Origin of the sequence: Microseira wollei NIES-4236 (assembly GCF_020521235.1) — a bacterium.
GTDB classification, from domain to species: domain Bacteria; phylum Cyanobacteriota; class Cyanobacteriia; order Cyanobacteriales; family Aerosakkonemataceae; genus Microseira; species Microseira wollei.
This window is the reverse complement of sequence record NZ_BLAY01000002.1, coordinates 88206-110536: the sequence shown is the minus strand read 5'-3', so window position 1 is coordinate 110536 and position 22331 is coordinate 88206. Positions and strand designations below refer to the sequence as shown.

General features: G+C 46.6%; 20 protein-coding genes. 5 read left to right on the top strand and 15 right to left on the bottom strand.

Features of this window, described 5'->3' with window-relative positions:
- Positions 1-35: 35 nt before the first annotated feature.
- From MiSe_RS01485 to MiSe_RS01455, 7 genes are all read right to left on the bottom strand, one after another.
- Positions 36-1172, bottom strand: coding sequence for a Gfo/Idh/MocA family protein (locus tag MiSe_RS01485; RefSeq protein WP_226573274.1), 1137 nt, complete (start codon positions 1170-1172; stop codon positions 36-38).
- A 111-nt stretch (positions 1173-1283) separates the two neighbouring features.
- On the bottom strand, positions 1284-1739 hold the full coding sequence (locus MiSe_RS01480) for a DUF4870 domain-containing protein (protein WP_226573260.1): 456 nt from the start codon (positions 1737-1739) through the stop codon (positions 1284-1286).
- Positions 1740-1808: 69 nt separating this feature from the next.
- Positions 1809-2294, bottom strand: a complete 486-nt coding sequence (locus MiSe_RS01475) for a DUF4870 domain-containing protein (RefSeq protein WP_226573246.1) — start codon at positions 2292-2294, stop codon at positions 1809-1811.
- A 6-nt stretch (positions 2295-2300) separates the two neighbouring features.
- Entirely contained in the window at positions 2301-3269 is a 969-nt protein-coding gene (gshB, locus tag MiSe_RS01470) for a glutathione synthase (RefSeq protein WP_226573471.1), read from the bottom strand.
- Between the two features lie 241 nt (positions 3270-3510).
- Entirely contained in the window at positions 3511-3768 is a 258-nt protein-coding gene (gene grxC / locus MiSe_RS01465; protein ID WP_226573243.1) for a glutaredoxin 3, read from the bottom strand.
- Between the two features lie 497 nt (positions 3769-4265).
- The gene (hflX, locus tag MiSe_RS01460) at positions 4266-6044 is read right to left on the bottom strand and encodes a GTPase HflX (protein WP_226573457.1); all 1779 of its coding nucleotides are present in this window, start codon (positions 6042-6044) and stop codon (positions 4266-4268) included.
- A 177-nt stretch (positions 6045-6221) separates the two neighbouring features.
- Complete coding sequence (locus MiSe_RS01455; protein WP_226573240.1) at positions 6222-6692, bottom strand: tetratricopeptide repeat protein; 471 nt, start codon at positions 6690-6692, stop codon at positions 6222-6224.
- Between the two features lie 400 nt (positions 6693-7092).
- Between MiSe_RS01455 and MiSe_RS01450 the strand changes: the two genes are divergently transcribed.
- Positions 7093-7449, top strand: coding sequence for a hypothetical protein (locus MiSe_RS01450; protein WP_226573236.1), 357 nt, complete (start codon positions 7093-7095; stop codon positions 7447-7449).
- 543 nt (positions 7450-7992) lie between these two features.
- Here MiSe_RS01450 and MiSe_RS01445 read toward each other — a convergent pair.
- Positions 7993-8148, bottom strand: coding sequence for a hypothetical protein (locus MiSe_RS01445; protein WP_226573234.1), 156 nt, complete (start codon positions 8146-8148; stop codon positions 7993-7995).
- Between the two features lie 157 nt (positions 8149-8305).
- On the opposite strand from MiSe_RS01445, the gene lipP1 reads away from it, so the two are divergent.
- Positions 8306-9241, top strand: coding sequence for a LipP1 family hormone-sensitive lipase (lipP1, locus tag MiSe_RS01440; protein ID WP_226573231.1), 936 nt, complete (start codon positions 8306-8308; stop codon positions 9239-9241).
- Positions 9242-9313: 72 nt separating this feature from the next.
- On the opposite strand, the gene MiSe_RS01435 is transcribed toward lipP1, so the two are convergent.
- From MiSe_RS01435 to MiSe_RS01415, 5 genes are all read right to left on the bottom strand, one after another.
- A complete protein-coding gene (locus MiSe_RS01435) occupies positions 9314-9898 on the bottom strand; it encodes a Uma2 family endonuclease (RefSeq protein ID WP_444980449.1) in 585 nt (194 codons plus the stop codon).
- A gap of 28 nt (positions 9899-9926) precedes the next feature.
- Entirely contained in the window at positions 9927-11687 is a 1761-nt protein-coding gene (locus MiSe_RS01430) for a serine/threonine protein kinase (RefSeq protein ID WP_373872735.1), read from the bottom strand.
- 133 nt (positions 11688-11820) lie between these two features.
- A complete protein-coding gene (locus MiSe_RS01425; RefSeq protein WP_226573222.1) occupies positions 11821-12207 on the bottom strand; it encodes a hypothetical protein in 387 nt (128 codons plus the stop codon).
- Positions 12208-12238: 31 nt separating this feature from the next.
- On the bottom strand, positions 12239-12811 hold the full coding sequence (locus MiSe_RS01420) for a hypothetical protein (RefSeq protein WP_226573219.1): 573 nt from the start codon (positions 12809-12811) through the stop codon (positions 12239-12241).
- 562 nt (positions 12812-13373) lie between these two features.
- The gene (locus MiSe_RS01415; protein ID WP_226573205.1) at positions 13374-14330 is read right to left on the bottom strand and encodes a hypothetical protein; all 957 of its coding nucleotides are present in this window, start codon (positions 14328-14330) and stop codon (positions 13374-13376) included.
- Between the two features lie 477 nt (positions 14331-14807).
- Here MiSe_RS01415 and MiSe_RS01410 point away from each other — a divergent pair, with 477 nt between their 5' ends.
- Positions 14808-15638 (top strand): hypothetical protein, encoded by an 831-nt coding sequence (locus MiSe_RS01410; RefSeq protein WP_226573202.1) that lies wholly within the window; start codon positions 14808-14810, stop codon positions 15636-15638.
- A 184-nt stretch (positions 15639-15822) separates the two neighbouring features.
- Here the strand turns inward: MiSe_RS01410 and MiSe_RS01405 are convergent, their stop codons facing one another.
- Together MiSe_RS01405 and MiSe_RS01400 are read right to left on the bottom strand one after the other, a co-directional pair.
- Complete coding sequence (locus MiSe_RS01405) at positions 15823-18417, bottom strand: hybrid sensor histidine kinase/response regulator (protein WP_226573199.1); 2595 nt, start codon at positions 18415-18417, stop codon at positions 15823-15825.
- Between the two features lie 380 nt (positions 18418-18797).
- A complete protein-coding gene (locus tag MiSe_RS01400) occupies positions 18798-20288 on the bottom strand; it encodes a glycoside hydrolase family protein (protein ID WP_226573197.1) in 1491 nt (496 codons plus the stop codon).
- A gap of 527 nt (positions 20289-20815) precedes the next feature.
- Between MiSe_RS01400 and MiSe_RS01395 the strand changes: the two genes are divergently transcribed.
- On the top strand, positions 20816-21292 hold the full coding sequence (locus MiSe_RS01395) for a hypothetical protein (protein WP_226573194.1): 477 nt from the start codon (positions 20816-20818) through the stop codon (positions 21290-21292).
- Between the two features lie 129 nt (positions 21293-21421).
- Positions 21422-22030 carry a hypothetical protein gene (locus MiSe_RS01390; protein ID WP_226573191.1) on the top strand — a complete coding sequence of 203 codons (609 nt, stop codon included), beginning with the start codon at positions 21422-21424 and terminating at the stop codon, positions 22028-22030.
- Positions 22031-22331: the final 301 nt, after the last annotated feature.

Here is a 22331-nt window from a genome sequence, read left to right as displayed (position 1 = left end):
GGTGCGATCGCTATTTACCCATTACCAATTACCCATCACCAATTACCACTCAAAAACGTTTCTAACTCCGGCACATCTATCCACCTACCCATTTTCTGGGATTGATGGGTTAAATCCATCAATAATTGCGAGTATACGCCTTCTTTCAATCCGGGGGTCATTTCCTCACCTCGGTCGATGCTTTGCACCCATCGATCGACTACTCTAATAAACGGTGCAATGCGACCATCGGCGTAATTTTTAGGAAACTCCAAACGATTGGGAATTGCGACTTCTGTTAAAGATTTTCCCGCAGGTGCAGCCCAAAGGCGAAATCCGTGGACGTAATCTTTTTGATTATCGCTGCCTAACACTAAAGTACCGCGATCGCCATACACTTCTACCCAATGTCCCCTTCCCTGATACGTCACCGAACTCAGGCAAACTTGAACCGGAGTACCATCTTGGAGTTGCAGCATTATCAGGCAGGTATCGTCGGCATCTACTGGCTTCATTTCGCCAGACTTCGGATCGGGTCGCGCGGGAATTGCGGTGCTTAAATGGGCGCACAACCGCCTTACAGGGCCAAATAACCAACTGATGTAATCGAAGGCGTGGGAACCAATTGCCCCCAACGCGCCGCCGCCGGTTTCTTTGCGCGCGTACCAATTCCAAGGACGCGAAGCATCGGCGCGACTCGATACTAACCAATCGATTTTAATTAAACGCGGTTGCCCTACATATCCTTCTGCTAAGTATTCTGAAAATAACTGCCACGGGGGGACAAAGCGGAATTCAAAATCAAGCGTCGCAACGATCCTCTCCCCCCTTGGTAAGGGGGGGTAGGGGGGGATCGTCAGTTGATACAACTCCCTCGCCTCGATTGCTGAAAGCGCGGTGGGTTTTTCCAGCAATAAGTGCTTCCCCGCTTGCAATACAGTTTTTCCCATTTCGTAGTGGAGAAACGGCGGCGTCGAGATGCTGACCGCTTGCACTTGGGGCAGTGCGACGATATCTTCTATGGTGGTACAGGCGTGGGGTATGTTGTGGGTGGATGCGATCGCTTGCGCCTTCTGCAAATCTCGATGATAAACTGCGACAACCTCTGTGCGCGGATGCGCCTTAAATCCCGGAATATGGACTTTCTCACCAAATCCAGTACCTACAATTGCTACACCTATATTTGACTGCATTTCAGATGCATTCCCTTGCGCGAAGAAAACGACATTGGTTGATTGGACTTCTCCAAAAATTCTTGTGGGGTAGGCATCCTGCCTGCCAAAGAGTTTCTTTTCTGGAGAGATCTATTGGACAAATCGAATGGTGAGAGGATAGCGATACAACTCACCTTTATTCGCTTTAACGGCAGCCACGATCGCCACCGCCATTTGAAAGATCCCCAATAGAATCAATGCTCCATTTTGCCACAGTTCAAGTCCCCCTGGTACTAACTGAGGTCTTTGGTTACTCTCAGGATCTACTCCTCCTAGTCTGCCTACGACCAAAAGGGAAATTAAACCTAAAATAAAGAAGATCAGAAATCCGACAATGCTGTACAAAGACATCGAGAGTTGAAAATTAATCGACTCTTTTCCCTCCGCTTCTACAAAAGCGCTTTCGTCTTTCTTCAACCACCAAATAATTACTGGCCCCAGCAGGTTAAGGAAAGGAGGTGCGAAACCGAAGAACGCTAGCGGAATCCATATCAGCGACGAAAGATGACACAACATTCCCCATTTCTTGGCTTCTTGGTCGTTCATGGCAGTTACTTGGAATTTTTAATTCAAAATTGATTCTTTTCACCCACAACGCCCTGATACCGTTGCTTGTTATTTAATTAATCTAATCGTCAAAGGATAGCGATAAGACTGACCACCTTTAGCTTTAATTGCGGCAAAAATTACTAAAGCTAACCCTACCAAAGCAATCAGCGTCAATGCGATCCCTAATATGCCAGCAGCTAAGCCAAATCCTACGATTGCTGCCCCACCAGCTTGCTCGGGATTCGAGCCGCTGGATGCAGTAGATCCAACAATAATACCAACAATTATGCCCACAACTACTGCAATTATTCCTATTACAATGCCGTATATGGTGAGGGAAATTTGAAAGTTTAGCGACTCTTTTCCCTGGTCGTCAATAAACGGATGTTCCTTTTTCTTCCACAACCAAATCCCTAACGGCCCTAAAATATTAGCAAATGGCAAGGGGGGAATGCCAATAAATGATAAAAGTCCTAGAGGTATCCCTACTAGGGAAGCTAGGTGACACCACATTCCCCAAGTTCTGGCTTCTTCGTTGATATTGTCAAACATTGGCGTTTACCTTTGGCGTTGTTTTTCTATCCATTCGATCGTCTGATATGCCAACTTTGTCCCCGATAGTCGGTCAATTTCCCGCACCCCCGTAGGACTGGTAACGTTAACTTCAGTAAGGTAGCCGCCAATGATATCAATACCGACAAAAATCAAGCCATCCCGTTGCAGGGTAGGTGCGAGTTGGGCGCAAATATCGTACTCTCGTGCGGTAATTTCGGTGGCTGCTACTCGGCCGCCCACTGCCATGTTACCGCGAAATTCTTTGCCCGTGGGGATGCGATTGACTGCGCCGATGGGTTCGCCGTTGAGCAGGATAATGCGTTTATCGCCTTCTTTGGCGGCGGGGAGGTAAGTTTGCACCATGACGGGTACTTTCCCTTGTTGGGTGCTAACTTCGATTAACGAATTGAAATTGCGATCGCTCGGTTCTAAAAATAATATCCCTTCCCCTGCCTTGCCGCCCAAAGGTTTTAATACCGCCGCACCTTTTGCTTCTACAAACTCCCGAATTACTGCCTTCTCCGAGGTAACAATTGTTTCTGGTATTGCCCCAATAAATTGCAGCGCATACATCTTTTCATTCGCCGCCCTAATGCCGGTAGGAGCGTTAATTACCAAGGTTTTGGCTGGGTTGATATAGTCCAAAATATACGTTGCGTAAAGATACGGAATTGTTACCGGCGGATCGGTTCGCATGAATACCGCATCCATTGTTTCCAGGGGGTGAAATGCGCGATCGCCCAATCGATACCAAGGCGATTGGGCCACCCAACGTCCCTCGACCAATTGCACCGGCGTTAAATGCACCCGTTCTAACACCGCCATTGCCTTGCCATCCACCACACTCAAGTGAGATGCCTGAGTTATCCAGACTTCGTGACCCAATTCTTGAGCAGCTTCCATCAGCGCCACGCTGGTATCGTGACCTGGGTCGAGCAAGTGGATCGGGTCAATGATAAACGCAAATTTCATAAGTGAGAAGGTAATGGGTAATTGCTGATAGGTAATGGGCGAGAAAGTCAGAAACCGGGTTTCAGAGTAGTAGCACGGCAGCCGAAATATTCTGTACAAGTGAAGATTTTATGATTGCTGTGCTACTAATACCAACGATCAAGGGTAGACTTATGCCACAACTCTTGTGGGGTAGGCATCCTGCCTGCCCTCGACTCTATATTCGGTCGAGGTCTAATCACCCCTGACCGATCGCCATTGACTATACCAGCATTGGCTCTAGCTTGCCTTGGGCGTCCAAGGCGTGGAGATCGTCGCAGCCGCCGATATGCTGGTCGTTAATAAAAATCTGAGGCAGAGAACGCCTGCCATTGGCACGTTGGGCCATCTTTGCCCGTGCGGCTTCATCCCCGTCGATGCAGTATTCGGTAAATTGAACCCCTTTTTTGTTCAGCAAACCCTTGGCGCGGATGCAAAAAGGACAACTACTCCAGGTATAAATTTCTACGTTCGCAGCCATAACCACCTCAAATGTTAAGTTATTTTACTTTATTTTAGTTTAGGCGCTGGGTGGTGCATGGCAGGGAAATGATGTTAGATATGCAATCGCAAGTAATTATCGATAGATTTGTCTCAATCAGTTTACCCAAGCGAGGCAGAGCCTCTAGAATCTCGTTACCAGGCTGAATCTCGTTACCAGGCTGAGCCTGGTAACGAGGACGGGGAGGCGATAGCCTCGTTACCAGGCTGAGCCTCGTTACCAGGCTGAGCCTCGTTACCAGGCTGAGCCTCGTTACCAGGCTGAGCCTCGTTACCAGGCTATCGCAAGTAATTATCGATAGATTTGTCTCAATCAGTTTACCCAAGCGAGGCAGAGCCTCTAGAATCTCGTTACCAGGCTGAATCTCGTTACCAGGCTGAGCCTGGTAACGAGGACGGGGAGGCAAAGCCTCCCGTCTAAGGTGGGTTGATTGGGCACCCTACCGCTGGAGTGTGGGGAGGGAAAAGGTTCGTCGGTCAACGTTGGGCGACGGCATAATGCACCAGTTGGGCGAGTTTCTCACGCAGGGTGTCTAGACCCAGACGTTCGCTTGCCGAAATAAACACGGCTTGGGGAAACTCTTCTCGCGCCGATGCTAGAGCTTCGCTATTGGCGCAGTCGATCTTATTAAAAGCAACCAAAGCTGGGCCGGGAGTGACGGGCATTTCTGACAGAATCGCCATTACCGAACGAATGTGACTGTGCCACGCCGGATGGGACAAATCCACCAGGTGCAACAAAGCGTCTGCTTCGGTGACTTCTTCTAAGGTGGCGCGAAACGCATCCATCAAAGCGGGGGGTAGTTCGTGAATAAATCCGACTGTATCTGTCAGCACAATGGGCATCGGTTCCCCCGTTACTGCATCGGGAATTACCAAGCGGCGCGTGGTGGGGTCAAGCGTCGCGAATAGCTGGTCAGCGGTATAAACCTCAGCGTTGGTCAATACATTTAACAGGGTAGATTTACCTGCATTGGTATAACCGACTAAAGCGACGGAGGGAACTTCTTGGTGTTGCCGATTTTGCCTCAGGCGCGAACGGTGCGCTTGCAGTTGGTTGACTTCCTGTTGCAGGCGGGCGATGCGACGCCCAATGGCGCGGCGTTCGGTTTCTAATTTTGTTTCACCGGGACCTCTGGTACCGATACCGCCCCCTAGACGGGACATGGCTTGACCTCTCCCAGTCAGTCGCGGCAGCATGTATTCTAACTGCGCCAGTTCTACTTGCAATTTTCCTGCCCCGGATTGGGCGCGTTGGGCAAAGATATCTAAAATGACTTCGGTGCGGTCTACTACCCGGACGCCAATTTGGGTTTCTAAGTTGCGAACTTGGGCGGGGGAGAGGTCGCGGTTAAATACAATCAGGTTTGCACCTATTGTTTGGGCGGTGAGGGCAATTTCTTGCACCTTGCCTTCCCCGACAACGGTTTGGGGATGGAGGCGCGATCGCTTCTGGGTCACCGCCTGCAATACTTCACCCCCGGCAGTATCCACCAACCTTGCCAATTCTTCGATGCCGTACTGGAATTCTTGGGGGGTGATATCATCGGTCATGACTCCGACTAAGAGGACGCGATCGCTATCCGAGTCTACCTGTTGAGCGATGAATTCCCGCTGAAATTCTGCTTCTAACCCATTAACCAAGTCGAGAAAATCCTGCTTGGTTAGCATATCTAGACTCATTGCTGGCGACACGATCCAATTGGCAACGCCTGATTCTGCCGGGGCGGATTTCACCCCGTTCTGCGTCAGGACTTCAGTCCCTTTCTCCAGCCCAGAACTGAAGTCCTCACGCAGAACTTGATTTGGTACTAGGTGTGCCAGATAGGTTTCTTTGACATAACCAGTCGCACCCCCACCCCGTCGCTCAAATCCTTCGCCGGTAACACTTAGCACCACCAGTACATCGAGCCGTTGCAGTGCCATTGCGGTTAAAGCCGCAACGCTTGGTGGTTCTGACTTGAGATTGGTGGCGATACAGCGAATACCGCTGAGTCGTTCGGCACCATAGCGCGGCAATTCTAAAGGCGGGATTTGAGTTTGACGGGGCGTACCCACACCCACGCGAATCACCTGTCCCCGACGGTTGATATAGGCGCAGACAGGTTCGGATAGTTCCGCGCTAATAGCTGCCAGCCTTTGGGCAAATTCCGGCGTGGTGATGCGATCGCCCGGAATCCGCTGATGATACAGCCGTTGTAGCTGCTTCAGCTGGCTGGACTTTAAACCCTGAAGTAACCCGTAGATCGTCTCGATAAGCACTCTTGACCAGTTACCTGGCCCCCAAATCGTTATTTGTCTATTTTAGACAATCTACTTGAAGGTCAGCGGTAATGGGTAATTGGTAATGGGTAATTGCTAATTGCTAATTGCTAATTGCTAATTGCCAGCTTGGTAATCGCTCACACGCCTTTCCCCATTACCCATTACCTATTACCCATTACCCATTACCCATCCCATCAATTTGCTTAGCTTTTTTCTCCATCCCGATGCTTCCGGTTTTCCCAATGCCTTGTCGTAGCTGTCGTAAGCTTCTGCGTAGCGTCCCAAACGATGCAGCGCCGCGCCTCGGAAAATCCAGGCTTGTGCATCTTTTGGTTGAATTTCTAAAGCTTTGTTACAACTTGTGACAGCTTCTTGATAGCGGTTTAAGTGGAGCAGTACCACGGCGCGGAAAACCCAGGCAGCGTAGTCATTTGGCTCAACTTCTACGGCTTTCTCAAAGCAGGCAAGTGCTTCTTCGTAACGACCTAAGTTAGCCAGCACATCGCCCTGGTTATACCAGAGATTTGATTTGCCAGACTCCCTTTGCCAAGCTTGTTCGAGGCTAATTAGCGCCCGATTGTAGCGACTGATGCCAGTCATAAGTATTTTCACCACCAACAACAACGACCGCTTAAACAATCTATCCAGTTAATTCTACTGATTTTACCTTAATTTCACCAGAAATATCCCGCCATACTCGCTCGAGTTTGCCACCAGATGTAGGCCCAGCCAACATACGCTGGGTATGGGGATCAACTAACAAATCTCAAAGCCTTTTTTTCGGCTTATATAGATTAAAATTTATTTGGCATTTTTTAAAAGTTTACTGCAACAGAGCCATGTTTTTGAAAATTTTCGCTATCTGGGTTTAGACTCTCTCTCCGTCATTTTTTTTGGGCGAGTATAGATAATTATTGTGGCTTTTGATGCTGTTTTTACTTGAGGAAAAACCGTAGCAAAAATCGGGAAAAACCGCTTGGTAAAACCATTTTTATTTTAGTTAAAATAAGGATAAGCATTCAAGAAAATTTCAAGGTTTATGAAAATTCAATCATCGGTTTTAGTTCATCTCGGATTTGGCAAATACGTGCGGTCGGATCGCGTATCAGCGGTGATTCCGATTGAGGAAGAACGCGGACCGGGAAGGCGCACTTTTGTTCACCTCGAAGGACAAACAGACCCGATCGTTGCCTCCCGTGCTGAAGATACTATTGTGCGGGATTTAGTACAAGAACCCCGCGAAGTTACCCAGTCGCGTCAGCAGCAAGAAATCCTGCAAGATTTATTAGTTGATTTGGGTAATCTTAACGGGACTGTACGCCGTATTTGTCGCGACGAAGGCGGTTTAGACCTTGACCGTTTAGAACGGCGCATTCGTCAAGTTTTAGAGTCGTAATCTTATTGTGTAGGGGCGGGTAAAACCTGCAGATATTAGACCTCTGGCAAAAATATTTGAGGCGGGCAATACTACCCACCCCACAAAACCAAAAAAATTCTCGTGGGGTGGGCGGGCAATACTACCCACCCCACAAAACCAGAAAAATTCTTGTGGGGTGGGCGGGCAATACTACCCACCCCACAAAACCAGAAAAATTCTTGTGGGGTGGGCGTCGGTGCCCGCCCTTCAAATCCTCTCAAAAGGACTTTTGCAAGAGGTCTATTAACTCAAGTTGCTAGTTAACGCAAGTTGTTAGTTATAAACTTCGGGGTTGCTAATGGCTAATGGCTAATTGCTAATTGCTAATATACGATTTTTACTGACATGAGCCATCAGCCATCAGCCATCAGCCATCAGCCATCAGCCATCAGCCATCAGCCATCAGCCATCAGCCATTAGCCATCAGCCATTAGCCATGAGCTCCTATGCATGAGATAACTAGCAACTTGAGTTACTTATCTAAATCTTGACTTGCTTTGGCATCGATCAAAAACCGAAGCGTCATGGTTGGTTTTGGCGAAGGCGTTGCATCAAGTCCGCCCGCTTGTTTTCCCACCATTCCTGGGTAATTTCTATCGGTTCACCACTGTCTAAACCTTCGATTAACAGGGTTTCTAGGCGTTTCTGTTCTTCTCTTTCTTGGGGAGTGCGAATCATATGGCGAATATATTCACGCTGCGGTACTATAGCCTTTTTTCTGAATTTGTTCGTCAATAACGGTTAGATCTGAGAGTTTGGCATATTTTGCCAATTGTTGCCAAATGGGCGGATGCGATCGCAACATATGTAATTAGCAATTTCTCACCTGTCCCCAATGCCTCTAGATCCACAAGCTGAAAAAATCCTCAAACTAATCGCCGGACTCAACATCCCCCCCCTGCAAACCCTTGAACCCGCAAAAGCAAGGGAAATCACCGCCCAATACAGGGGTAAACCCCGCCGATTGCAACCCGTACCGCAAGTCAAAAATCGCACCATCTCCACCCCTGTGGGAGATATCCCCATCCGCATTTACACGCCAAAGGGTAACGCACCCATGCCCGTGTTAGTTTATTTTCACGGCGGCGGTTGGGTATTGGGCGACTTAGATGCGGCAGATAGTATCTGTTGGAATATTAGTTTAAAAGCAGAATGCGTCGTCGTGTCGGTAGACTATCGTCTCGCACCAGAACATAAATTTCCCGCTGCTTTAGATGATGCTTATGCTGCCCTTAAATGGGTTGTCGCCAATGCAATTGAATTGCATATAGATCCGGCGCGGGTTGGGGTAGCGGGAGATAGCGCCGGGGGCAATATCGCCGCCGCACTTGCACTGATGGCGCGGGATAAAGGCGAACCGAAATTAGTTTATCAACTGCTAATGTATCCGGTAATTCAGAATGACTTTAATACCGAGTCCTACTTAAAATATGCCAGCGGTTTTGGTTTAACCAGGGATGAAATGATTTGGTATTGGCAACATTATCTTGCCGATGAAGCGGATGCCCAAAACCACTATGCTTCGCCGATATTAGCGGAAGAATTGAGCAATTTACCCCCCGCTTTAATTATTACTGGCGAATGCGACGTGCTGCGAGATGAAGGGTTAGCGTATGGGGCAAAATTGCAGGAAGCGGGCGTATCGGTGCAGTTTTGGGAGGGTGAGGGAATGATTCACAGTTTTGTCGGAATGGCGCAAGTTTTAGATAAAGGGAAGGATGCGATCGCTTACATCACCACCCGATTGCGAGAAGTATTTGCTAATGGCTAATTGCTAATTGCTAATGGTTAATTGCTAATTGCTAATTGCTTTGAACCATTAGCCATTAGCCATTAGCAATTCTTATTCACTTTCATCAAAATTTACGCGGTCGTATAGTTCGCTCATAGGAATTTGTACGTTTACTGATTCGAGCATTAATTCGGCATTCTTTGATTCGTACTCGGTTAATAACCATTGGTTATTGCCGAGTTTATTATACTGCATTACGTGATATTTCGAGGGGTCGATTAAAATATATTCACTTAATTGAGGAATTGACCGATAATACAAAAACTTTTCGCCTTGGTCGTAATTTTTAGTTGATTTAGATAAAACTTCAGCAATCAGCGATGGATTCAGGACGGGTGTATTATCGATTCCCGGATAAATACAATTTCCTGAAACCACCATGACATCGGGATAGCTGTACTGACGATAGCGCGGTATCCACAAGCGGACATCGCCGATATAGATATCGCAATCTTGCCCTTTTAAAGCTAACTTTAATTCAGCATAAAAATTGCCAGCAATTTTATTGTGATTTTTGCTAACTCCGGGCATGGCAACTATTTTTCCATCGCGGTACTCGTGTTTAGAGTCAGATACTTGTTCTAGCGCCAAATATTCTTCGGGCGTGTAGTAGCCTTTTGTTGCTTCAATTTGCATCGATAAATCCATTTTATTGTTCCCAATCTCATCGCCAACCTAACAATCGTAGAAGAGGCACCACAATATGATGACTTACACTCAGCCAAAAGCCAAGGATAATCCCCAGAATACTAAAAAAAGCGAGACTAATTCCAGGTTCAGACCAACCCAATTGACTAAAAGCATCGGCGAGGGAATTAATAGTGCCGTTGGGCAACAAGTTTAAAGTAACGAGACTGGCGAACAAACCCGCCGTGCCGGTGGCGGCGACGATCGCATAAACTAAGATGTGTTGCCTGGGTAAGCCTAGCCCAACGGTAAGGAAATAGGCAGCGATCGCGCAACCCCCCACCAATCCCGCCCCATCGGGAGATACTGCTTGCCAAAGCAACCATCCCAGAATATATCCCAACATTCCCATACATCCTGCCCAAAACCCCCCACAAGTGCCTAAACTACTGGTACGCGAGAGACTCGCCGCCGTTGTCCATCCTGCTGCTGCAAATAAGATAATTTCCGGCTTGATTATAATCGCAATATCGGGAAGCTGCCGGGGTATCTCTTGGGTGAGATAATTATTCATTTGAGTCATTATCGGCGACTTATGGGCTAACCAAAATCCAATGCTACCGGCAAATCCACCCAACCCACCGATCCCCATCGCCAAAATAGTATTGATTCCCGCACTCAGGACTTGGAAAATTAATCGGAAAGCTGAATAAATTACCCGCCAAACAAACACCAACCCCGCCCACAATGAGTTGAAGCACCATTGCAAGCACAGGAGGATGAAATTTCGGGATGTAACCTTCTGGCGGTTAATCCGCAGAATTCTGGCTCGAATTTTACTGGCGCTGGCGGGGCGATCGCGCAGATCCGGAGAGATCATTTCATCCAACAAATCGGCAAATTCGGGGTGAATGAGGATGCGATCGCGCAGCGCATCGCGCCATCGCAATTTCCCACTTACCGGATCTTCCAATTCCGGCGGAAAAATACCCGTCAGCAAGTGAATGCAAGTCATCCCCAGGGCATAAAAATCCGCCCCTGGTTCTACCACTCCCCCAGTCATTTGTTCTGGTGGACTGTAACCGGGAGAAAATAACCGCGTCGATCTACCTTGAGAATTAGAAACAATAGGCGCTTTTATCCCCAACCCAATTTGTTTCGCCCCACCAAAATCAATTAACACCAACTGCCCCTTTTCTTTTTTCCCTGGAGAAGACAGCAATTGAGTCCCCCTCAATGGGGCGTGGTGACGCAGCATTAAATTAGACGGTTTAATATCCCGATGCACGATGCGACGCCGATGCAACTCCCGCAGAATATCCACCGCTTGCTTTAACCAAGAAAGCACCCATTCTGGGGGACATCCTTGGGGATACAGTTCTAGAATTTCCTCTAAAGTCTGTCCAGCGATCTTTTCCATCACCAGACAAGGCAATAACCGCTGGGGCGAATTGCCGACAATTATCGGAAAATAATCATCTGCTTCCACAAGAGGCACTCCCGGATGGCGCAGACTCGCCAACACCTTTGCTTCTTGTTCAAATAATTCCAACGCCTTGGGCGAGGTTTCTACCAACACCTTCAGCACGAGTTCCGTTTGTGCTGAGATGTCCCAAACCGCGTAAATCGCAGCAAACCCCCCAACACCCAGGCGTTGGAGGGGAATATAACGATTTTTTAACCGTAGCGGCGATCCGCAGCTGTTGCAAAAATTGTTCGCCATACTCTGAGGGTAGGGATGGGAACAATCCGGGTTAATGCAATGGGCAGCAACAGCGACTGAGTGATTTACAACCACTGGGAAAAGCCAGATAAGAAGAAAGCTGGATAGATTTTACACGAGTCCGTGCTATCTGACCAACAACAGCATGAGCTTAAGCCTCTATTCTTTCAACTTTTCCCTAGAATACTGGCGATAGTTCACCAACTTACTACACCTCTGGCAAAAGTCTTTTGAGACAATTTGAAAGGCGGGCACCGACGCCCACCCCACAATAATTTTTCTGGTTTTGTGGGTTGTGCGAGACAATTTGAAAGGCGGGCGTCCCGCCCACCCCACAATAATTTTTCTGGTTTTGTGGGTTGTGCGAGACAATTTGAAAGGCGGGCGTCCCGCCCATCCCACAATAATTTTTCTGATTTTGTGGGTTGTGCGAGACGATTTGAAAGGCGGGCGTCCCGCCCACCCCACAATAATTTTTCTGATTTTGTGGGTTGTGCAGGAAAGCGCCCATCCCAGAAGAATTTTTCTGATTTTGTGGGTTGTGCAGGAAAGCGCCCATCCCAGAAGAATTTTTCTGATTTTGTGGGGTGGGCATCTTGCCCGCCTCAAATATTTTTGCCAGAGGTCTACTGTTTGTCAACTGGGACTAAAATGTAGGTTGTCTGCTTATCAGATGGCTGGACATCTGAGGATGCACCCTTGAGTACGTCCCCTGTATTTTTTACCGAGTTGTTAACATCGCTAGCTGCACCCTTGACTGCGTCTACTGTATTTTTTACAGAGTTGTTAACGCCACTAGCTGTATCCTTGACTGTATCAAGTGTAGTTTGAACGGTGTCGTTAATTCCAAGAGCGGCACCCTTGACTGCTTCTCCTACATCTTTTGCCGTGTCGTTAACACCAGAAGCTACGCTTTTTACTCCATCGCCTACATCTTTTACAGTCTGGTTAACACCATCAGCTGCATTCTTGACCAAATTCCCTACACTTTTTACAGCCAGGTTAACCCTTGCAACTGTATTCTTATTAGCCAAAGCCGCAGCTATTGCGCCCAAGGTACCACCAATTAAGGCTCCCATCGCTACTTTAGCTAAGTCATTATTCATGCCTATGGATGCCGATCTATGGTTGGATTGATGGGGAATTTGCTCAACGATTATTTCATCTGCATCCAAAATCCGATCGTCCTCAATCATCATTATCCTCTCCTTTGTATTAAAGCTGATGAATAGTCGTCTGTTGCTCTCAGTAATTACGCTTGGGCAACCAAGAAACCCGGTTTCTTTGCCTCAGTCCTGGAGCTGACAAAAAAGCGGCAATTAGACCTTATTTTTCCAGGATTATTTATTGCAAAACTGCCCTGAAATAAATTTTTCATGTCTGACGCAGCAACTCCATATCTGGTAGAGATGGTGCCGTACAACCCTGAGGACGCACCCTACATATAGAGAGGTTGCGTAATATCATGTCCCTGACCAACGGTTGTGTAACTGCTAATAGCTAATCGCTAATGGCTGCTCTTTTGGCAATTGAAAAGCTCGCAATTAGCAAGCGAGCAATTACCTATCCATACACTACCGATACCTAAGGAAATGATATAAGTCGTGTTTTTGGCTGGAGCGAACGTTTTAGAACATGGATGGTAGAAACCAAAAGTTATTCTACGTTCCCTACTTTAGGTTGTTCGCCCAGCGTGCGCGACAGGGCATACTTTAATTCAGGGCAGGCTTTTGCAACAGGTATATTTATCTCAGGCAAAAGCTAAATGCCAGTAGTTTGTCGATAAATTTCGCTCTGATCAACTTTCCGCTCTTCGTAGTTGGGTTCCCCATAAGTGACGGGCATTCCAGCGTCTACAGGGATAGTTCCCTCTGGACCTGAAATGTAGGTCATAGAGGTTTTATCTTGCTCTCCAGTATCGATCTGGGGCGCGTCTGCAACCCGCCGTTCTTGAGCTATCTTGACTTCCTGATTCTCAGATGGCTTGATCGACTCAGCTGTATCCTGGACTTTGTCCAATGTACCTATAGCAGATTGCTTGGCATTCTCAGCTGTATCCTTGACTGCGTCGCTTGCACCTATAGCAGATTGCTTGGCATTCTCAGCTGTATCCTTGACTGCGTCGCTTGCACTTATAGCAGATTGCTTGGCATTCTCAGCTGTATCCTTGACTGCGTCCAATGCACCTTCAACAGCGTTGCTAACACCCTCAACTGTATCCTTAGCTGTACCCTTGGCTGCCTCAAAGGCAGCTCCTACAGCGCGGCTAACACCAGAAGCCGTATCCTGTAACGAGCCTACTACAGCGTAGTTAACACCATCAGCTACACTCTTTGCTGCGTCGCCTACGCCTTTTGCAGTCTGGGTAACGCCCTGGGCTATAGTCTTTGCTGCCTCCCCTACACCTTTTGCAGCGCGGTTCACACCCTCGGATGTTCTCTTACCAGCGAAAGCACTCGCTAACGTACCCAACGTAGCACCTAAAGTAGCACCAATGAGTCCTCCCATTAGTAACCTAGATAATACGGAATTCATGTCGTTGCCTGTTGCAGGAACATGGGATTGGGGTTGAGACTTAATCGTTGTGCTGGGACGATTTGCTTCTCTATTTCCCCCAACATCTATGCTTGTCCCTGCTGAACGAACATAGGGTTGATCTGTGGAAATTGTGCCAGCTTTTTCGTAATTTATCTCAAAATTTGGTAGGCGATCGCTCATAATTTTCTCCCTTCTACGAGAACGGTTTAACGCTCATCTGTAACGCCTTCTTAGCTACTGCAAATTTAACGAACCCAGAGCCGCATTTAACCGAGCTAAAGGCAGATATCGCCAAAAATATAGTCTGTATCCCTCGACATAAAGTTAGGCTTGCTAATTGATTTTTATTCATACGCATCTAGCTTTAGAGGTACTGTTCGCTAGCCGGAATTAAAATCTTCTGCTATTCGTAACTAGCGGTGAGGAATCGCTGCTTTCTTTAAGGCGCTAAATCGAGAAAAACTGCCGATAAATCTGGCGATCGCCTAATAATTCAGCACTGGGTTACTTTTGTATTTTTCTATACTAACTCACAGCTTTCAACGTTCTCTACCTTGAGATTGGTGTAAGTCCTTACCTAGGATTGTTAAATTGCCCATAGACAAACAAGCCCTAACAGATCGGGTTATACCTTTTTGGTAGAAAAGAGATAATTTTATGAGTGAGAACAACCAGCCTTTTGATTGGCATGACGAAAAAGCTGACTCAATTACAGCCGACCCTAGCGTCGATGCAGCAGCGACAGGCGCTGAAGCTAACGAAAATACAGACCCCCTGACAGATCGATCCGATGTTCGGAAAGCAGGCACTTGTAGGCGTGTCGCTAATGCTGCCTTAGTTGGAGCGGGTCTTGGTGCTGTAGCGGGTGCCTTCGCTGCGGCGTTGACTGGTAAAGGTGTGGCTGATGGTGTTAAAGCGATTGTTGACGGTGCAGTGGACGCGGTAAAAGAAGCAGCTGAAAATGTTAAATCCACGATTATTGAAGGTGCAGAAAACACAGTTAAAGGTGTCGCTTATGGTGCGAATTCGACTGTAGAAAACCGCGATCAAAATCAAGTTTCAACCCCCTTGGAGAATGAGCGAACCCCCCCTGTAGAAGCCACCAGACCAGTAGCTGCCGGTAATAAAGGTGATGTAACTAATGGCGTTGCCAACTATGTAACGCTCAACGCGGCTAATAGTGCAACAAGCAGCGATGCTTTACTACAAATGTTGCTGAATCAGGTGGGTACTGAATTAGCCAGGAGTTTCTACGAACAACTACCAGCAGTTGTCTTGGCTGAAGTTCAGCGGTTAGCCACTAACCCCACTTTGGAAGAAAAACAGTGGATAACGGACAGATGGGCTAAAGCTTTAGAACCTCTAGCAATGGCTACGATCCTATCTGTACAATCGTACAAGAAGGGGACGCCGCTAACAGAAAATAACGGATATCACAAGCAAGTGAATCACCAGGAAACACCGATTGGGGAGGGAATAGGAGCTTAAAAGGACATAGGAACTGGGTGATATGGATGGCTAATAGCTCGCTTGCTAATTGCTCGCAATTCAATTGCCTCCATATCAGCCATTAGCGATTAGCTATTAGCAGTTACACAACCGTTGCCTCAGGACATGATATTACGCAAAGAAACCGGGTTTCTGTGAAAAAAGGTGATAGGATTTGCGCTCGCTAATCACTCGTTGCTGTCAGTTCTACAATCTTTTCAAATTCAAACTCATCGACTAGATCGGTCAAAGCAGTTTTCAGGTTTGTATATTCTGTTGGGATTTCCTCAAGCAGTTGCAACATGCAGTTATCGTCGCACTTAATCGTAGCTTGATACAGTTTGGCGATCCATTCATCTGGCATCACGGCTAAATCGGCACGGGTTAATTCAGAAGGAGGGGATGAATCGCTACTGCCTCGATTAGGTTCAAGGTAGATATAACGGACTCCCAAATGCTCGGCTATCTTGGCAAAAATGACATCCTGTTGCAATGGTTTGCTGACAAAATCATCGCAACCGATTGATAATATAGCTGCACGATTCTCCTCAAAGGCAAACCCAGTCACCGCAATAATAACTGTAGCTTGTCCCTTAGCGGTGGCTTTGATTTTCTGCGTGGCTTCATACCCATTCATCACAGGCATTTGCATATCCATCAAAATCAAATGCGGTTCCCATTCCTGCCACAGTTCCACTCCTGCTTGCCCATTTCTGGCTTCCTTGACTTCAAAACCCACCGATGTCAGCAGCTTCACCAAAAGCAGGCTGTTTTCCCATTGATCTTCCACAATCAGCAAGCGATATACAGGTTGGTTGGGTGCCAAACCAATCACAGGACGGGTTTGGGGTTGGTCTGGCAAGTCAGTCATTTGAGCCTGAATTGCGCTGATATCAAACTTGAATGCACTTCCCTTTCCTAGGGTACTGCTGACGGTAATATCCCCGCCCATCAAGTTGACAAATTTGCGACTAATCGATAACCCCAAACCTGTGCCTTCAAGAGATTTTTGACCTGTCCGAGTTTGCACAAACGGCTTAAATAAGTTTTTCATCTCCTCAGGCCCCATGCCACAACCTGTGTCTTCGACTTCAAATAATAATTGGTAATTGTTAATGGGTAATGGGTAATTGGTAATTTCTTCCACTTTACCTATTTTCCCTCGCAAGGTAACGCTACCGACTGCGGTAAATTTGATGGCATTGTCAACTAGATTAATCAAGACTTGCCGCAACTTACTTTCGTCACAGGTTACGTACCGGGGAACTGATGTTGCCCGCTCAAAAATCAGAATTAGTTGCTTGGCTGTGGCTTTGGGACGTAATATCTCTTCCAGACTATCTAGCATTCGATACAAGTCAAAGTTATTTTCATTCAGCTTTACCCGACCTGCTTCAATTTTGGACATTTCCAGCACGTCATTGATTAATGTCAACAAGTGCTGACCGCTGTCGTTAATAATGTTGATATATTGTCCATATTCTCGAGTGAGGGAAGCATCGCGCTGCATGATTTGGGCAAAACCCAAAATCGCGTTTAGTGGCGTTCTCAGTTCGTGGCTCATGTTGGCGAGAAATTGGCTTTTGGCGCGGTTGGCTGCCTCGGCGGCTTCCTTGGCTTGTTGCAGTTCCACCTCTGCTTGCTTGCGATCGCTAATATCTTCGGCAATTCCAGCAATGCGGTAAATTTCACCGGCTTCGTTTTGGATCGGGAAAGCGCGATCGCGAATCCAACGAATCTCTCCATCAGCTCGCACAATGCGATACTCTTCGTCGTAGTCTCCTTGAACCATTTTGGGTAAAGCAGCAATAATGCGATCGCGGTCTTCTGAATAAATCGCATCAAACCAAGTCTTGACTGAGGCATATAAAGATTCGCAGGAACGACCCCAAATTTTCTCATAGGCATTGCTGACGTAAATTACCTGGCTGCCGTCGGGGTTGCACATCCAGACGACTGCACCGATGTTTTCCGCTAGCTGACGAAATCGCTTCTCGCTCTCTTGTAATGCTTCGGTTTCTGTCTGAATTTGGTCAGCCATCTGGTCAAAGGCTGCTGCTATTTGAGCTAATTCATCAGAACCTTTTAATCTAGCCCGAATGTTAAAATTTCCTCGCGCTAAACTGTTGCTGGTTGCGACCAATCTAGCCGCTCGCTTTGTTAAAGTTTTGTTAAAAAATAACCAGACCGCGATGCAACCGAAGGCGATCGCAACCATAGATTCTATCGTTGGCTGTAGGGCATCTTCACGAGCCTGATTTTTTTCCACTGAAAGGTCATACTCGATCAAGAGAATGCCGACTGGCGATAAACTCAGTTTACCGGGCGTCGCCCCCAACCTAATAGGATAGATTGCCCGGAGGCTTTGTCTGTCTTCGGAAACTATGACCCTGACTGACATCTTCTGGCGCACTTGTGAGAATGCTGGCAAGCTGTTCGCCGCTGGCGTGTCGCTGACTGGGCGATTTTGCAGTGAGTCATGGTTTGCCGCGATGATGCGGTTGTTTTGATCGCAGAGCAAAACCAACCGCAGCTTTGGGTCGTTCTTCATCCTGTTGATGACGATTTCCGCTTTCTTGGCGTCTTCTGTGCGGTACAAGTATTCCAATATACTTGAGATTTGATTCCCGACTAACTGGATCTCGTCGATTACCTCTTCTTCTTCACGGGAGGCAGACAGGGATACTTCCCGGTAAAAAGAAAACAAACCCAGCAAGCTGCTGAACAATACCAGAATGATTGGTATTGAGAAACGCAGGGGAAAGGGAAAAGGTTTCATGGGAACCGGAGCGATATAGTATATAATTTTTCCATTTTGCACTACCGCTTCAAGACTTAGTGTGATTTACTACCTGACTTTTGCCGCGAAGTATTCAATACAGGACTTAGGCAAAGAAACTAAGGTGATAGGCTTGTTGTGCATAAGTCCTGCAATAGCTTTTTGCTCGCTCAAGAATACCTTCATCAATCAGTCGCAGGAACAAATCAAAAAAAACACCGTCGGACACCAAGATTTGTTCATCCCATTTTTTACCCTCATCTCTTGTTATACGGTGACGAGATCGCCAAGCTACGAGTTGCAATCGCCCCTGCTTACTGCTAGTAAATCATCAGCGATTGCACTCTACTCTTTGCAACAACAAGCCGAGAATCAATCTTTTACGGTTGTGGACAAGTTCCAAGTCCCCAATCAACGAACAGATCGCGGGGATCGGTGTCTCGTAACCAACTCACCAATCGCTTGTAGTCTGCTTTTGTGTAAACCCCAATGCAACCAACAGTCCCTGGAAACTTCTTTCGATTCCAATCGATATGAATTTCAATCGCACTACGTCCAGTTTTATCGGGACCAACGTAGTCAAGCGGAATTGTTACCGGACCAATCCCACTTGCATGGATTTTGCCATCATAGTTATCCTTCCCACCGGCCCAACGAATATCATGGATAAACCATTTACCTTCAGGTAATGGTTCGGCTGAACCTGCAATACTCTTACGACCTATGCGGAAGAATTGTTTCTTAGGTTGTCCGGAGCAAACTTCTATTCCATCTTTAAATTCTCCATCCTTGAAATACTGCAAGTTTAATACATAACAACCGTAACCATCTTTGCGCCCAGTCTTAGTCAATCGCAGGTAATTCTTACCAGGAACAGGTTTAGTTGGAGGTGGAAGAGTAGGATTCACGTCTCCCCACAATTTCTTCCATGTAATAGGGCCAACTTTACCATCAGCTTCAGCTGCACCAAAGTAATCGGCTTGAAATTCTTTAACGGCTGTGTCGGTTTTCTTGCCAAAAATACCATCAACTTTACCAGCGTCATAACCAAGATCGTTTAAGCGTTCTTGGAGCTTTTTCACATCATCGCCTTCAGTATCAAGAACTAACAGACGACTCAAAGGCGGTGGATCGATTACCTTCAAAATTGACTTTTCTTTAGTGGCAACTGCAATGCGATCGCCGCTAGGAATTGTCTTACCATTAGGCGCAAAGTGGAAGTTTAGAGCATTTTTATATTGCTGTAATACAGCAATTAAATCTTCCTTGAGATGACTTTCCAAAGTCAGGATCTCTATAACTTCAGAACCATTGCGAGCGACGATAACATTTTTCTCACCATCGCGATATCCTTCCAGCCAGGTTACCTTGTCTTGTGGGGATGTTTCGGTGTCAATGGGAGTTCCTTGTCCACCTGATTTCTCAAACAGCGCCCGTTCTTCTTTTCTTCGGTTAACCAGACCCGGAAGCGTTATCTTTATACCGTCTTTGGTTCCTTTAACCCAGCGATCGAACTCTTTAGCTGCATTGGCAAAGTTATTAGCTTTGAGTTCTCGCAAAAGGGTACTATCTTCAAATGCTCCAGTACCGATGTTATAGCAGAGCGATACCAGCGCATCAAACTGATTCTGGTTAAGCGAAATGCCGCTGACTAACTTAGAGACTTTTTCCGCTACTTCATCGCATTCCAATTGCAGAAAAGCTTCGGCTTCCTGTTCTGTTATCGTGTCACCCATCTGAACTTTCTGCCCATTCGGATATCGAATCGTTCCATATCCTATGGTTGGTATCCCGACTGGATCTTTGTAAGCTTCTAAACTCAGCCCTTCCCATTTTTTAATTAAGTCTAAACAATTTGGAGAAATATTCATAGGATTTGTAAACTCGTTATTAGTCTCACTTCCTGTGAGTTGGATAATTTCATCTAAACTCGCGCTTGACTGAGTTCAAGCCTGAGAATGACTGAGTTGATCTGACTTTTGTTCTGTTTTCTCAGTTGTTGAGTTTCCTAAAGGCAAACGAGACAATAATGGGTAATGGGTAATTGGTAATTGGTAATTGGATTAACAGGCTGTTGCCCTCAGTACAATTACCCATTACCCATTACCCATTACCCATTACCAGTAAGGATAGATGTAACTAGCAACTTACGCTATTCAAATATTAATATGGCAATAAATTGATAACAAATATGCTAAAATTGTGAATAATTAAATTACAGCGCCAGTCATGACGCGATTCATTTACGACCAGTTTGCTAAAGATTATTTAACGCAAGTTGCTAGTTATAAACTTTGGCGTTGCTAATTGCTAATTGCGAGCTTGCTAATCTAGGATTTTTACCAATCTCGCCATTAGCCATTAGCCATTAGCCGCTCCCAGAGAGATAACTAGCAACTTGAGTTATTTATCGGAACTACTATCGCCCATAGGACAAGTTACCGTCAGTCGTGACGTAGCTTCCGAAGTGCGCGAGATTGATGTTTACTTCACTCCCTCAAGTGCCACACAAGATTATGTAGAACTGCTGGGGATATTAGGAAAAATGGCAACTACAACCGCCCTGTTTGAACCGTTTCGCAATCCGGTTACTGTGGGCGAGGTTTGTAGTTGCTTGAGCAAATTATTGCACGTGCGATCCGAATTAGAACGTAGATCAAGACGAGAAAATACTCGTTGCGAGGAAGCAGATTTACCCAAACTATGGATTTTGACTCCCACAGCATCGGCAGCGTTGCTGAATGGGTTTCATGCCACTCCAGATGAAGAAAACTGGCCCAGGGGAATCTATTTTTTAGGGGAATATTTGCGGACGGCAATTGTAGCGATCCATCAGTTGCCGGAAACAGAAGCAACGTTGTGGCTGAGAATATAGCGGATTGCAGACGCTGATGGTACACCGCAAGGCAAGTGTAGCGGGTGCATTAATGCACCCGCTACACAAACGAAGCGATAACGCTTTCCCTAGACGAGCTTGCAATCCGCTGTATTAGGTAGGGGGAGGGTGCAGGAACGAGCAATTACCGAGTTGAGTGCTTTATCGGTGGATAATCCAATCCGCGCGATCGCGTTAGAATTGTTGTACAAACTGCAATCTAGCTTAGCGGTAAATCAAGAACAACAATTAGAAGCGGAAGATCGGGAGTTAGTTATGGCGATTCGCTACGCGACGGCTACGCCGAACGCACCCTTATTTCAACAGAAATTAGAAGCAGCAAAACAAGAAGGCAGACAAGAAGGTATACAAGAAGGCAGGCAAGAAGGCAGACAAGAAGGACAGCGCTCGATTTTAGAAAGCTTCTTCTTAGTGCGGTTTGGTGAATTAGACGCGGTTTTGGCTGCTTTTTTAACTCAAGTATCGGCTTTACCTGCTACCGAATTTACGATCTTGTTATTGCAATTATCGGCAATGAATCTTGACGAACAAGGAATGCAGCAAGCCAGACAATTGCTAGCAGAAAATGTGTGGAGAATGCGGTTTGGGGAATTGGGCGAACGCCTCCCCGTTCTGGTGCAAAATTTACTGGCATTGTCAGCAGAAGAGTTAACGTTATTGCTGCAACAGTTGCCGCAATTATCCAATGAGGAACTGTTAGCTAGGTTGCCCAATTAGCATCGCTAAAAATATCAAATTAGATGGTGAGAAAGCGATGGCATCTAGACCACTGAGGAAATCAATGGGTTTTGATGCGATCGCCTGGTTGTCTTGTAACAAGATTTCCCAACTTTTAAATGATACCAAATCCGTTTCCATGATATGATGTCAGGCTTTTCACCCTTAATTAAAACTCAGAGCGTCACCGCTCTCCCTTGTCACCGCGTCCTCTTCAACCCCCTTTTAAATCAACGCGCGATCTTCGCTAGGACACTCAGAAGAAGAGGAAGAAAATCAGGGGGGTTGTCGAGCCGGATCT

Excerpts from the sequence above, each read along its gene's own strand:
- MiSe_RS01485 (WP_226573274.1), bottom strand. The coding sequence starts at position 1,172 with ATGCAGTCAAATATAGGTGTAGCAATTGTAGGTACTGGATTTGGTGAG.
- MiSe_RS01480 (WP_226573260.1), bottom strand. The coding sequence starts at position 1,739 with ATGAACGACCAAGAAGCCAAGAAATGGGGAATGTTGTGTCATCTTTCG.
- MiSe_RS01475 (WP_226573246.1), bottom strand. The coding sequence starts at position 2,294 with ATGTTTGACAATATCAACGAAGAAGCCAGAACTTGGGGAATGTGGTGT.
- gshB (WP_226573471.1), bottom strand. The coding sequence starts at position 3,269 with ATGAAATTTGCGTTTATCATTGACCCGATCCACTTGCTCGACCCAGGT.
- grxC (WP_226573243.1), bottom strand. The coding sequence starts at position 3,768 with ATGGCTGCGAACGTAGAAATTTATACCTGGAGTAGTTGTCCTTTTTGC.
- MiSe_RS01450 (WP_226573236.1), top strand. The coding sequence starts at position 7,093 with ATGAAAATTCAATCATCGGTTTTAGTTCATCTCGGATTTGGCAAATAC.
- MiSe_RS01445 (WP_226573234.1), bottom strand. The coding sequence starts at position 8,148 with ATGATTCGCACTCCCCAAGAAAGAGAAGAACAGAAACGCCTAGAAACC.
- lipP1 (WP_226573231.1), top strand. The coding sequence starts at position 8,306 with ATGCCTCTAGATCCACAAGCTGAAAAAATCCTCAAACTAATCGCCGGA.
- MiSe_RS01435 (WP_444980449.1), bottom strand. The coding sequence starts at position 9,898 with ATGCAAATTGAAGCAACAAAAGGCTACTACACGCCCGAAGAATATTTG.
- MiSe_RS01425 (WP_226573222.1), bottom strand. The coding sequence starts at position 12,207 with ATGCCCACCCCACAAAATCAGAAAAATTCTTCTGGGATGGGCGCTTTC.
- MiSe_RS01420 (WP_226573219.1), bottom strand. The coding sequence starts at position 12,811 with ATGATGATTGAGGACGATCGGATTTTGGATGCAGATGAAATAATCGTT.
- MiSe_RS01415 (WP_226573205.1), bottom strand. The coding sequence starts at position 14,330 with ATGAGCGATCGCCTACCAAATTTTGAGATAAATTACGAAAAAGCTGGC.
- MiSe_RS01410 (WP_226573202.1), top strand. The coding sequence starts at position 14,808 with ATGAGTGAGAACAACCAGCCTTTTGATTGGCATGACGAAAAAGCTGAC.
- MiSe_RS01405 (WP_226573199.1), bottom strand. The coding sequence starts at position 18,417 with ATGAAACCTTTTCCCTTTCCCCTGCGTTTCTCAATACCAATCATTCTG.
- MiSe_RS01400 (WP_226573197.1), bottom strand. The coding sequence starts at position 20,288 with ATGAATATTTCTCCAAATTGTTTAGACTTAATTAAAAAATGGGAAGGG.